Origin of the sequence: Mucilaginibacter lappiensis (assembly GCF_050433765.1) — a bacterium.
Classification (GTDB): domain Bacteria; phylum Bacteroidota; class Bacteroidia; order Sphingobacteriales; family Sphingobacteriaceae; genus Mucilaginibacter; species Mucilaginibacter lappiensis_A.
In genome coordinates, this window is sequence record NZ_JBNPWP010000005.1 from 24,924 (window position 1) to 38,435 (window position 13,512).

Sequence of the window (13,512 nt, forward strand, 5' to 3'; positions counted from 1 at the left end):
TTAGATCATGAAACCTAAAAGCTTTATCGTTGAACTATTTATTCTGATCATACTTTTCATTATTATAATGATATCTGTCATGTTTGTACCCGGTGTTTATGGGGACGAGAAAAGGTTTGACATCAATTTAAATGATACCTATTTTGTAATTCAGTTTTCATGGCAAAACTTAATATTTGCACCATTTTTATTACTTACTTTATTAGTTTACGCTATACGTGCAGCTATCAATCGTTTTAAAAACCAGTTACAAAATCTTATATTGATCGCCAGTGATTTTTTATTTGTTATCATACTCATCAAGACATACGCATTTTTAAGCCGTATTGATTCAAATTCTGCGCTAACGATACTAAAAGGAAGATCGCAGCCCGCAAATACACACCCGGTTAACTGGCTTGAACAAACCTTATTAGTTAGCGTAATCATTTTTTTGTCGATATTAGTAATAACCGCCATGCTTACCGGCAAAAACTGGAATCTTAACAAAAATGAAAATCAGAGCTCTTAAATATATACTCACCTTATTCCTTTTAACGGGCCTTCACCAATTGGCCAAAGCCCAGGCCAATTATCGTAAAATTGAAAACTACAAACCCTTTTACGGCTGGGCGCACCACTTTCCGCAGGACTGGATGATACTGCGCCAGTTTGAAAACGAGGGCAAGGATTATTATTTGTTAGTGAACCCGCAAACGCTGGAAACTAAAATTGATGAGCGCAGTTTTTACCAGGTTAAACCGATGAGCATTACCCAGGCCCGCATTTTTTTTAAAAGTACGCCTTATCAAAAAGCCTTGCGTAAAGCCGAAAAACAATCGGTAGCCCTGCAGGATGCAGGCATTGAAAGCGGCATCCCCAAAGAAACAGGCATTAGCTTAACAGCAGATCTTTGTCCATCGCACCGCCCGTTGGACAAACGGATCTTCACCGATATTTTCACAGAGTTTCAAAAGGTAGAACGCCCGGTACCTGTTGCACTTTCTGTTACTGGTGTGTGGATGCGCCAGCATCCGCAGGACCTGGAGTGGCTTAAACAAATGCAGGCCAGGCGCGAAATCTACATTACCTGGATCAATCATTCCTTTAACCACCGGGTAAGCCTTAAAGCGCCGCTAAAGGAAAACTTTTTGCTGGAGCCCGGTACCGATATGAATTATGAAATACTGGAAACCGAGAAAGCCATGCTCAAAAATGGTTTACTGCCATCGGTATTTTTCAGGTTCCCGGGCCTGGTATCAGACCAGCAACTGATTTATAAACTAACCAACTATGGCCTTATCCCTATTGGCACCGATGCCTGGCTGGCCAAAGGTCAGCAACCGCAGGCCGGCAGTATTGTACTGATACACGGCAACGGCAACGAACCAACCGGCGTAAATGATTTTATTAAATTGCTGCAATCAAAAGCCGGCTCCATTGCCCAAAAACAATGGTTATTGTATGATTTGAGAGAAAGCGTGGAGGAAGAGTTTGAGGGTAGTAATTGATCTGGATTGAAAACCCCGGAAGCGAGACTCTTACAAAAGCTAAGTGCTAATCCTTTCTGTAAAATTTCACCATTCGGGTATACAAAATGTTAATTCCGGTTTACAATTTGCAATAAATAATTGACTTATGTTAAATTAAAGGTCATATTTAATCAGCTTTTCATTAAGGGGATAGGCGAGAGCTGATTCCCCTCTACAAATCTTTTCGATATGACTGAATATGTAAATCTCCTTAACGAGTTAAATGAGCTGTTAAATGATTCAGCTGAATATTCTCATTCAAATGGCTGTATGCTTCAATCTTTGTTGAAACGGTACGATGCTGTAGTTGAACACCTGTATTGCATAAATAATGATAAGTTTCAAGCCTCTGTTGAAACTATAGGAATGCTGGAATATTATATTAGTCAAATTTTTTCGCCCAAAGTTTCAGGCATAAAAAAGAAAAGCATTTACCTCACAGCTAAGTACGTTCTAAAAACCTCTATCAATTTAGATTTAAGAAATTATAAAAAGCATCTTTTACTGGATACGATAATTTATAATTAAGCTTTAGAAAAATATAAAAACTTACGAAGTTTTTGTCTGAGCGGTGTTCCTGTTAAAGACCCTGCAATGCTATTGGATTGCATAGCCCTCAGGGGATTGAAATATTTTTGTTATATTTATATCAACCTTATTACTGATGTTAAAAACCAACCTCTTTGTTACCCGCATAGCAAGGCTATGCCGTAACTTTTTTTTTAAAGAAAATTTTCCGTGTTCATTTCTTCCAAGATGCTTTTTTTACGCCATCCCTATAATAATATTATCAGGCTTAACCAGTAGCACATTTGCACAGGAAAAGGCGAAAAAAGTGGCCGGGACATTTGTTTACCAAAGCAAGGCCTACAATTATGAATTTAATAAGCTTGCGAGTAATAATTATTCATTTGTAATCAATAGTTTAACTGATAGTAACACTGCCTCTACAGGTGCCTCTTCAAGCACTGAAACAGATCCCACTCCAAGCGCTGATACTATTGCCAACGCTGAAAATAATTCTCCGCTTCCTGATACAACTTCTAATACACCAGACGCTGCACCCTCATCCATTGGCACTACCACAACCAAACTGCTGAAAAATCTACCAGCAACGAAATATTTGACGAGTTCTCGAAAGAAGCATTCGGAGTGGTATTTCAGCATCAAATGATAACAAAATATGGCATTAATGAGGACAATGAATCTAAAAACTTATTGAATAAAAAAAGCCTGGAGTTGTTTTTTATTATCCAGTCGAAACTTGAGTTTTTAGACGATGAACCGGTAACCGCGCATATGATACTGAAAAAAGACAGAGTTAATAGTATCCTCATCTCAAATTCGTCAAGCTTCTACAATGCCAGTTTAAGTTATCCTGTAATAAAACATAATATTAAAAGCGTAGACATTGAAACTGAAGACGGTACCATAAAAAACATTATCGTTTTGTTGGAAGCTAAAAATTCAAGGGGATCTTTAGAATTTAAAAACACATACCCCATCAGTATATCAGGTAAACACGATGCTGAACGACTTTCAAAAATAAGGCTTTATAGCTTTAATTGTAACGGTATTGAAGGCTTGAACAGGTATATTCTATTTTCTGATATATTAGAGCTCGACATAACTTTAGAAAACGACAAAGAAGACTATAGCCCGGCAAATAAAACATTCAAACTTACCCCTCAGTCCTCGGTTGTTGAATTAAAGAAAGAGAAAAGATCCCAGATATTGTCAGTTGCCGCATTTTCTGACTTTGTGGGTCTTGACCAGGAACAACCAAACGGACTTTTACAAATTGAAGCAAAGCGTAAAATTAATATAAATACCAACTATCTTGCCGTGTCTTCGTTTTGGGGCGGCCAAAAAAAGCGCGACTTAGACGAACAAATATCAAACTATGATCTCGGAAAATATAGCTTTAGAAGAATTGATACAATTCAAAGCAAAAAAAGCGATTATTCAACATACCAGGTTCTTTTAAAAAAAGCGTGGCTTGCAGAAACCTATAAAAATACAATTTCGTTTCCCGATTCACTGACAGCTAATAAATATGTTAAAGAACACCCCGGCAACTCTAAAAAAAAAATCAATAACGTTTGGGTTGTAAAAAGCAGGCAAAAATTTAAGGATACGATTTCATTTTCAGACTTTCTTGGTGCCTACAAACATGTTAGAGAACATCCTGGCGATCAGGTAAAAAAAGAAAACGATAAATGGATTCTAAAAACCAATCAACGGATAGCTTTTCCAGACTCGGCGAGTGCCGACAAATATGTTCAGGATACATCTGGCAACCAAATAACTAAAGTAAGCGGGAAATGGATAGTTACCGATCAAAAATATAACATATCAATCCCATTCTCAGACTCAACAGGTGCCGATAAGTATGTAAAAAAATATTCCGGCAATCAGCTAATCAAAAAAGGGGTATGGCTTATAAAAACCAATAAAAATTTTAATAACGTCATCTCTTTTACTGACTCTTTACGTGCGATTAAATATGTGAAAGAACATCCCGACAATCAGCTAATTAAGCGAGGGCAGTGGGCTGTTGAAATCAAACAAAAACCTCTCAAACCCACTTATTTTACCGATTCTATAGCTGCGACCAAATATCAGAAAGAAAATCCTAAAAGTAAGTTAAGCAAGATCAAGCCGGGCTGGGTTATAAAAATCAATAAAAAGCCCAATGATATCCTTTTTACAGATTCTACCATTGCAATTAAATATGTAAAAGACAACCCCAGCAGTCAATTGAAAAACAATAATGTTGTGTGGTTTGTAAAAACAAATAAAACGGTTGCTTTTCCAGATTCAGTCAGCGCAGCCGTATATGTTATCCGTAATCCCCAACACCTGATAATCGAGGCCCAGAATGTGCCTTATGAGGTGATAAAAGTGGCAAACAGAAATTACAAATTCGGATATTATGCATGGATCCCCTCCATCGAACCCAAATTATTATTCTCAAAACTCGACGGAAACAATAAATTCCTTAACCTTGACAGTGCATATTCATCAACAAAGAGCATCAACCCGCTTAAACAATTTCAATATCAACTGGCTTCATTTGGTTTAACTACAAGTATTTTAAAAATAGCATATCCACAAAGCAAACTAACCTGGAATGTTTTAGACGTAGGCACATTTTGGTACCGCACAAGGGTGCAAAACATACAAGATACTGCCACTAATAATTCGGTTGCAGTTAATAACGGTTACATTTCTTTCGGGAGCCAGTTGGCATTTAAGCCCGACAGCAGATGGGGTGCAAATGTTGGCGCCACCTTTATTATGCAAAAAGCATTCAATAACGAATATCAATTTGAAAAGAACCACGGCTTAACGCAATTTAATTTTGACGCTTTTATAAAAACTAATGAAGATTCGAAGATGTTTTTCCGTTTTCGCTGGCTGTTTGATGGTCACACATTCCAAAATAACTTTACTCAGATACAGTTAGGTTACTCCGTTAATATATTTGCAAACTCCGGGGCATCAAAATAATATCATAACAAAAAAGGCATGGTCATAAAACCATGCCTTTTTAAATTTAATAAGTCTTAAAACTCAAGACTCAGCACTCACAACTTCTTAGTACCTGTAATACTCCGGTTTAAACGGACCTTCAACAGTCACACCTATGTATTCCGCCTGATCCTGATCAAGTACTTCCAGTTCAACACCAATTTTGGCAAGGTGTAAACGGGCAACTTTTTCGTCCAGATGTTTTGGCAGGGTATAAACTTCGTTTTTGTAAGCGGCGCCGTTTGTCCAAAGTTCCAGCTGGGCTAAAGTTTGGTTGGTGAACGAGTTACTCATTACAAAGCTTGGGTGACCGGTTGCACAACCTAAGTTAACCAAACGACCTTCGGCCAGTACAATAACATCACTGCCATCAATGGTGTATTTATCAACCTGTGGTTTAATTTCAATTTTGGTATTGCCATAAGAGCCGTTTAACCAGGCCATGTCAATTTCGTTATCAAAGTGACCAATGTTACATACAATGGCTTTGTCTTTTAAAGCGCGGAAATGCTCTTCGCGAACAATGTTCTTGTTACCGGTAGCAGTTACCACAATATCAGCTTCTTTAATAGCAGTACCTAATTTTTTAACTTCAAAGCCTTCCATTGCTGCCTGTAATGCGCAGATAGGGTCAATTTCGGTAACAATAACACGTACACCTGAGTTACGTAAGCTATCGGCCGAACCTTTACCTACGTCGCCATAACCGCAAACAACAGCCACTTTACCAGCCATCATTACATCGGTAGCACGACGGATAGCGTCAACCAGTGATTCACGGCAGCCATATTTATTATCAAATTTTGATTTGGTAACCGAATCATTAACGTTGATAGCAGGCATTGGTAAAGTACCGGCTTTCATACGCTCATATAAACGGTGAACACCGGTAGTAGTTTCTTCTGATAAACCTTTAATGTCGGCAATCAGTTCAGGATATTTATCCAGTACCATGTTGGTTAAATCGCCACCATCATCCAATATCATGTTCAATGGTTTGCGGTCTTCGCCAAAATAAAGGGTTTGCTCAATGCACCAGTCAAATTCTTCGGCGTTCATACCTTTCCAGGCATAAACAGAAGTACCAGCAGCAGCAATAGCTGCAGCAGCATGATCCTGGGTTGAAAATATATTACATGACGACCAGGTAACTTCGGCGCCAAGCTCAATTAAGGTTTCAATTAAAACAGCGGTTTGAATGGTCATGTGCAAACAGCCCGCAATACGCGCGCCCTTTAAAGGCTGCGTTGGACCATACTCTTTGCGTAAAGCCATTAAGCCCGGCATTTCAGCTTCGGCCAGTTCAATCTCCTTGCGGCCCCATTCGGCCAGGGAAAGGTCTTTTACTTTGTATTTAACAAATGCAGTTTCTACTGATGACATAACATTTCAATTTTTTGAATTGCAAAGTTAACTTATAAAAATATCAAAATGAAATACTACCTTCCTGGGGGAGGATAACAGGATATATATTAGGTATTTTATAATGGCGAATAACCTAAAAGGGCTATTTCTCGGCCTGCAGCATATTAAGGTTTCCGTTATAAACGCCGCCATTTTCAACTACCAGGTTTTGCGTTCTAATATTACCGGTTATTTTGCCGGTTGCCTTTATCTCCAGTGAGTTGGTTTCTATATCACCGGTAACGGTTCCATACACAACAATTTCCTTCGTGTTAATATTCCCTTTTACCAGGCCTTTTTCGCCCAGTATCAAGCCCTCGTCAATAGCTACTTCACCGTTCACCTGCCCGTCTATACGTGCAAAAGCCGGGGCTTTAAGGTTACCATCTAAAATACTACCATCGCTTATCAGTGTTGATATAGCCTGCAGATCAAGCGCAACTTTATCTTTTTTACCAAAAATAGCCATTTCGAATTCAGGGTTATAAGTATGGGGTTTGAGTTATTTGAGCCCTTTTACGTAATTTGAGGCTAAAATGTTTGTAAGAAAGACGATACATTTAATCATCACTCACAAACAGCACTTACTTATTAAGCGTTAAAAAATTAACCGGATTTATAGGTCTGCCGTTTTTACGCACTTCATAATGTAGATGCGCCCCGGTTGAGTGTCCGGTTGAGCCTACCAAACCTATTTCATCGCCAACGTTTACTTCCTGGCCAACTTTTACCTTGATGCGCGAAAGGTGGCCATACACGGTTTCGAAATTATTAATATGAGCTATACGTATACAATTGCCATAACCACCGGCCCAGCCGGCAAAAACAACCTTACCACTTGCGGTACATTTTACTTCATCGCCCCTTTTACCCTTAAAATCAATACCCGGATGAAACTCGGCACGCCCATCATCAAACGGATCATTACGATAGCCGAAGAATGAGGTAAAAGAACTGACCCTGGGGTAACCCATTGGGGTAAACGCAATAGCGCCCATTAAATGATTTAAGTAATCGTTATAAAGGGAGTAAACTTCCTTGTCAGATAGTTTAGCACCTTCGGCATTGTTATCGCCACCAATATTTTTAGTTGAAAAGCCCTTTAAGCCGCGCCTTTTTAAGTAACCGTTAATGGTTTTTAACTTACCCTCAATAGCCTGTATATAAGATTGGGCGCTCCCTTCTTTGTTTACCGTTGGCGAAACCACCGGAATCTCACCCTTCAATTTCACTATTTGTGCCAACAATTGCTGTTTTTCCTGCTCCTGTTTTGAGTTTTGTGATCTTAAATAAATAATAAAACCAATTAACGCAAATAAAACACACAAGGTACTAAATGCATAGTGCCTTAATCTGTTAATATGTTTTGTTTTTATTTGTAATGACTTGGTGGGCTGATGGTTTTTGTTAATAATAACAACCGTGCTAATATCAGAGGGCTTGTTGTTCATCAAATTCATTGTAATTAGGGAATGCAATATACTTATTACTATTTATAAAGCAATACCGGTTCTAAATAAAACCATTTGGAATAAATAATTAACGGTTGAGCTTATTTAGCACCTTTGATAACACATCGTCAGCAAAGTGTTATTATTGTGTTTTTTAGGTACAAACTGTTAATCATTTCTTATTTTTGTATCAGGTAAATTTTAGTGTAAAGAAAAAAATCATGTATCCAGAATATTTAGTTGCCCCGATGCGGGAAGATTTGACAAGAGTTGGCTTTGAGGAATTGAAAGATGCCGAAGCTGTAAAGCAAGCCATTGAAAGCGAAGGCACTGTATTTGTAATGGTAAATTCGGTTTGCGGATGCGCTGCGGCTAATGCACGCCCTGCAGCAAGAATTGCTGCAGCAAACGAAAAACACCCTACTAAATTGGTAACTGTTTTTGCAGGCATGGAAAAAGAAGCGGTTGATACAGCACGTAATTATATGCTGCCTTACCCTCCATCATCACCGGCAATGGCATTATTTAAAGATGGTAAATTGGTACACATGATAGAGCGCCATCAAATTGAAGGTCGCCCTGCCCAAATGATAGCCGATAATCTAATTGGCGCATTTGAACAATATTGCTAAGCAAGCCGAAGGCTAAAAGCAAAAGCTGAAAGAATATTGGATTCCTTTCAGCTTTTTTTATGAATTTGTTTTTGCTTTAAGCCTTTAGCTTATCTATTCGCTTCTTAAACTCTTTACCGGGTTGGCCAGCGCTGCTTTAATGGCCTGGAAACTTACTGTAACCAATGTTATTACGATGGCGCCCGCTGCTGACACACCAAATATCCACCAGGATATTTCTGACCGGTAAGTGTAACCCTGCAGCCAGCCATGCATAAAATAGTATGACACTGGCGATGCTATAACAAAGGAGATGATAACCAATACAACAAAGTCTGTTGATAACAGGCGCCACAGGTTAAATACCGATGCGCCCAAAACTTTGCGCACACCTATTTCCTTAACCCTTTGCTCGGCCATAAAGGCTGCCATACCAAATAAACCCAAACAGCTAATAAATACGGCCAGCATGGCAAAAAAGCTCGCCAGCTTACCTATACGTGTTTCCCCATCAAATTTTTTGGCATATTCTTCGTCGGCGAATTTATAATCAAATGGCGAGGCCGGCGAATATTTCTGGTGTATGACGGCAATTTTTTCCAACGCCTCGTGGGTACTCATCCGCGGATTGATCTTTATGTTTACAACACCCTGCGGGTCTTTATCCAGAAAAAAGAAAGTTTGCTTAACTGGTTCATAAGGCGAAGACATGAGCATATCTTTAATAACCCCAATTATGTGGTGTGGCTGCTTGCCGTCGGTTGTTATAACCTCGCCTACCGGGTTTTTAAAACCCATGAACTTTGCAGCCGCTTCATTGATCACCAGGGCATTTGAATCGGTTTTGAATGCGCTCGAAAAATCGCGTCCGTCCTTAAACTTCCACCCAACGGTTTTGCCAAAATCGGGGCTTATACCTACGGTTGCAAAATCATCCAGCATGCCAGCGGGCTTTCCTCTCCAGTCGAAACCGCTGTTATTGCTCCACACACCGGTTACCGGACTACCCGATTCAGCGGTTTCCACAACAGCTCCTGACTTTATCAGTTCATCTTTAAAAGCGACGTAGTGATTATGTATATCGCTTGTTTTCTGTACCAGATACACCAATCCTTCGCGGCTATAGCCTATAGGCCTGTTCTTGGCAAATTGTATCTGCCTAAAAACAATGATTGTTCCTATAATAAGCGTTACCGAAACGCTAAACTGTAAAATCACCAGTACCTTACGCGGTATAGCAGCCAACCGCCCTACTTTAAATGTTCCTTTTAAAACTTTTATGGGCTTAAAAGATGACAGGTAAAGTGCCGGGTAACTACCCGCTATGAGCCCGGATATGAGGCTGAAAACCAGGCCCAATATCCAGAACCACGGATTGTTCCATAAAACAGTCATCTTTTTATCGGCAACACCATTAAACCAGGGCAGGGTGAGCATTACCAGTATTATTGAAAAAACAAAAGCAAAGGCAACTATCAGCAGCGATTCCATAAAAAACTGCCCGATAAGTTGTATCCGCTGCGAACCTATGGCTTTACGGATACCTACTTCTTTAGCCCGTTTCTCGGATCTTGCAGTGCTCAGGTTCATGAAATTGATACAGGCCAGCAATAACACAAACACACCTATAATACCAAACATCCAAACAAACTGTATAGCCCCGCCGGTATTTACACCGTTTTTAAATTCGGAATATAAATGCCATTTGTTCATGGGATGTAAAAACACGGCCGGCTTAAAATCGGCCCCTAATTTGTCGCCCTGCGCAGCTATATTTTTGAGCTTTATATCTTTGATCTTAGCCGATACCTTATCAACATCGGCATTGGGAGCCAGCTGCGCAAATATTTGCCATGAATTGTTACCCCAGCGGGTGGCAGCCCGTTTAAGCCATGGCATGGTGGTCATGTACAGGTCCCAGGGTGCAAAAAAAGTAACTTCTTTAAATTCGGTATTGTTAGGCATATCCTCATAAACACCTGTTACCTTAACCACCCATTGGTTATCAATTTTCAGTGTTTTGTTGATAGGGTCGGCATTGCCGAAAAGCGTTTTTGCCAGCGACTCGGAAAGCATGATAGATGAAAGATCCTTTAGCCCGGCACGCGTTCCTTTAATCATTTTCAGCGTAAGCATATCGGGCATTTCCGGCTGCACATAGTTACCCAGTTTGGTGAACTTTTTGTCGCCATTGGTAATAATGTGTTCCATTGTCCATGTAGAAAGCACCACATATTTAAAATCGTTCATATATGATTCCCGGAGCTTTAACCCCAGCGGAATAGGCATGGCGGTTTGACTGCCTACTTCACCATTAAATGTTTGGTGTTGCCATACCTGCACAATACGGTCATAGTTTTTAAAATACCTGTTGAACGATAGCTCGTCCCAGATCCAGAGCCCGATAAGCATAGCTACCGCCATACCAACCGACAAGCCTGCTACATTGATAAAACTGTGCACCTTATTTTTAACAAGGTTCCGCCACGCGATTTTTAAATAGTTTCTGATCATAACAATTTGTTCATTGGTTCAATTGGTCATTAGTTCATTGGTATTTTTGCCTTTCGCCTTTACCCTTTCACCTCATTATTCACTCCGTAAACTTTTTACCGGATTAGCCAGTGCTGCTTTTATAGCCTGAAAGCTTACCGTTATTAAGGTAATAGTTATGGCCCCTATACCCGCCAAAGCAAATATCCACCAGGAAATTGCTGCTTTATACTGGTAGGTCATTAGCCAGCGCTGCATAAAATAATACGCCAGCGGAACTGCTATAAGCAAGGATATAAAGACCAGCATTACAAATTCTGTTGATAATAAGCGCCACAGGTTAGCTACTGATGCGCCCAGCACCTTGCGTACCCCAATCTCTTTTGTGCGCTGCTCGGCCACAAACGATGCCAGCCCAAACAGGCCGAGGCACGAAATAAAAATGGCAAGCGCAGCAAATATGGAAGCCAGGTTACCGATCCGTTCTTCATCCGAGAACTTTTGGGCATAATCATCATCATTGAATTTATATTCAAACGGGCTTCCCGGATTATATTTTTTAAAAACAGGCTCAATTTTGCTCAAAGCATCACGTATAGGCATAGTTGGTTTTATGCGCACGGTCATCCAGTTAACCCAACCGGGGCTCATGAAAAACACAGTACCTACGGTTTTTTCATAGGGCGATTCCATCACCATATCCTTGCTTATACCCACGATTACGTGGTTGCCGCCGTTCCAGTGCATGATTTTGCCTACAGGATTTTTAATGCCACTCATTTTAAGTGCCGATTCATTAAGGATGATGGCACCTGTATCGGTAGGGAAATTACGTGAAAAATCGCGACCCTGTAATATTTTCCATCCCACGGTGTGACCATAATCATACGTTACACCTATGGTGCCGAATGTAGGGTCATAACCCGGAGCTTTTCCCTCCCAGGTAAAACCACCATTGCGTGACCATATTTGCGTTGTTGTACTGTTTGACTCTGCCATGTCTTCAACCGCGCCGGTTTGTAACAGATCGTTGCGCATCACCTCATAATGCCCGTAAATTTCGGGGGTATTCATTTCTATGCTGATCAATCCCGCCCGGGTGTAGCCAACAGGCCGGTTTTTTGCAAACTGGATCTGCCTTAAAACAACTACGGTACCTATAATTAAAACGATGGACACTGTGAACTGTACCACGACCAATACTTTGCGCGGAACCGAAGCAAAACGCCCCACCCTGAATGTGCCTTTTAAAACTTTTACCGGGTTAAATCCGGATAAATAAAAAGCCGGATAACTGCCCGATACCAATCCGGTGAAAATTGAAAAACTTAAGGTGATCAACCAAAATGATGGGTTAGCCCAGGGCACGGTTACATCTTTATCGGCAATGCGATTAAAATAAGGAATAGCTAAAACTGTAAGGATGATGGTTAATATCAATGCTAAAAACACCACCAGCAATGACTCGCTCAGAAACTGACCGATCAGTTGCCCTCTAACCGAACCTATAGCTTTACGTATACCTACCTCTTTAGCTCTTTTCTCGCTTTTCGCGGTGCTTAGGTTCATGAAATTGATACAAGCCAGCAACAGTATAAATAAACCAATAATGCCAAATAACCACACAAACTGAATGCGTCCCCCAATAGATACACTATTCTGAAAATCGCTGTACAAATGCCACTTACTCATGGGGTGTACCTGCATTACCTCATCGTTCATTTTAAAATGAGGTTTGGTGATATTCCTTATTTTGGCTGATACTTTATCAAAATCAGCTTGATCATTCATCAGTGCAAATAAATGGCAACCATGATTATCCCAGGCTGCTGTTTGGGTGTTCCACCAGTTTGCCGGGTTATTGAACGGCAACATAAATTTTGCAGCATAAAAGGTGGTATTATGTGGCAGGTCCTCATATACACCGGCCACTTTCATATTGGTTTTATTATCAATACGTACTACTTTATTTATAGGATCGGCGTTACCGAACAGGGCTTTTGCTACCGATTGTGATAGTATAAATGATGATGGATCTTTAAAATTGGCATAGCTGCCCTTTACCATGTTTAGTGAAAGAATCGCGGGCATATCAGGTTCGGCCCACATACCATTTTGCGATATCTTTTTATCGCCTACAGCCAGTATATGTGCCCCTTCCCAAATAAGCGCAGTAAGCTTAAAGTCTGCAGCATATTTGGTACGCAGCTCTGCGCTCAATGGCACAACCGTTGATTCAAATGTACCGGTTTCGCCATTGGCTGTTTGGGTCACCATCAGTTGACCTATATGGCTATAATTACGATGGTACTTATCAAACGACAGCTCATCCCAGATCCAAAGACCGATAAGCATAGCGATAGCCATACCAACTGACAAACCCACAATATTAATAGCCGAGTGCACCTTGTTCTTAACCAGGTTTCTCCAGGCGATTTTTAAATAGTTCTTGATCATGGTTTCTTAAATTTTAAAATCTAATTTCTAAACTCTAAAGAGGCTGTCATG

Annotated in this window: 11 protein-coding genes; 6 read left to right on the plus strand and 5 right to left on the minus strand. The window is 40.2% G+C overall.

Going from position 1 to position 13,512, the window contains the following annotated elements; translation table 11 throughout:
* The first annotated feature begins 7 nt into the window (after positions 1 to 7).
* From M2273_RS16390 to M2273_RS16410, 5 genes are all read left to right on the plus strand, one after another.
* A complete protein-coding gene (locus tag M2273_RS16390) occupies positions 8 to 511 on the plus strand; it encodes a hypothetical protein (protein WP_429398708.1) in 504 nt (167 codons plus the stop codon).
* Positions 492 to 1,490, plus strand: a complete 999-nt coding sequence (locus M2273_RS16395) for a polysaccharide deacetylase family protein (protein WP_429398710.1) — start codon at positions 492 to 494, stop codon at positions 1,488 to 1,490. Before M2273_RS16390 ends, M2273_RS16395 begins: the two co-directional genes overlap by 20 nt.
* A gap of 210 nt (positions 1,491 to 1,700) precedes the next feature.
* The gene (locus M2273_RS16400; RefSeq protein WP_429398712.1) at positions 1,701 to 2,039 is read left to right on the plus strand and encodes a hypothetical protein; all 339 of its coding nucleotides are present in this window, start codon (positions 1,701 to 1,703) and stop codon (positions 2,037 to 2,039) included.
* 136 nt (positions 2,040 to 2,175) lie between these two features.
* Positions 2,176 to 2,685 carry a hypothetical protein gene (locus tag M2273_RS16405; protein ID WP_429398714.1) on the plus strand — a complete coding sequence of 170 codons (510 nt, stop codon included), beginning with the start codon at positions 2,176 to 2,178 and terminating at the stop codon, positions 2,683 to 2,685.
* Positions 2,682 to 5,024: a hypothetical protein gene (locus M2273_RS16410; protein ID WP_429398716.1), complete on the plus strand. Its 2,343-nt coding sequence runs from the start codon at positions 2,682 to 2,684 to the stop codon at positions 5,022 to 5,024. Before M2273_RS16405 ends, M2273_RS16410 begins: the two co-directional genes overlap by 4 nt.
* An 87-nt stretch (positions 5,025 to 5,111) precedes the next feature.
* Here the strand turns inward: M2273_RS16410 and ahcY are convergent, their stop codons facing one another.
* The 3 genes from ahcY to M2273_RS16425 all read right to left on the minus strand — a co-directional run bounded on the left by ahcY (position 5,112) and on the right by M2273_RS16425 (position 7,900).
* On the minus strand, positions 5,112 to 6,428 hold the full coding sequence (gene ahcY / locus M2273_RS16415) for an adenosylhomocysteinase (protein WP_429398718.1): 1,317 nt from the start codon (positions 6,426 to 6,428) through the stop codon (positions 5,112 to 5,114).
* Positions 6,429 to 6,552: 124 nt separating this feature from the next.
* The gene (locus M2273_RS16420; RefSeq protein ID WP_429398720.1) at positions 6,553 to 6,918 is read right to left on the minus strand and encodes a bactofilin family protein; all 366 of its coding nucleotides are present in this window, start codon (positions 6,916 to 6,918) and stop codon (positions 6,553 to 6,555) included.
* Positions 6,919 to 7,033: 115 nt separating this feature from the next.
* The gene (locus M2273_RS16425) at positions 7,034 to 7,900 is read right to left on the minus strand and encodes a peptidoglycan DD-metalloendopeptidase family protein (protein WP_429398722.1); all 867 of its coding nucleotides are present in this window, start codon (positions 7,898 to 7,900) and stop codon (positions 7,034 to 7,036) included.
* A 221-nt stretch (positions 7,901 to 8,121) separates the two neighbouring features.
* Here M2273_RS16425 and M2273_RS16430 point away from each other — a divergent pair, with 221 nt between their 5' ends.
* Complete coding sequence (locus tag M2273_RS16430; protein ID WP_429398724.1) at positions 8,122 to 8,532, plus strand: BrxA/BrxB family bacilliredoxin; 411 nt, start codon at positions 8,122 to 8,124, stop codon at positions 8,530 to 8,532.
* Positions 8,533 to 8,625: 93 nt separating this feature from the next.
* On the opposite strand, the gene M2273_RS16435 is transcribed toward M2273_RS16430, so the two are convergent.
* Together M2273_RS16435 and M2273_RS16440 are read right to left on the minus strand one after the other, a co-directional pair.
* Complete coding sequence (locus M2273_RS16435) at positions 8,626 to 11,025, minus strand: ABC transporter permease (RefSeq protein WP_429398726.1); 2,400 nt, start codon at positions 11,023 to 11,025, stop codon at positions 8,626 to 8,628.
* A 75-nt stretch (positions 11,026 to 11,100) separates the two neighbouring features.
* Positions 11,101 to 13,461, minus strand: coding sequence for an ABC transporter permease (locus M2273_RS16440; RefSeq protein ID WP_429398728.1), 2,361 nt, complete (start codon positions 13,459 to 13,461; stop codon positions 11,101 to 11,103).
* Between the last annotated feature and the right edge of the window lie 51 nt (positions 13,462 to 13,512).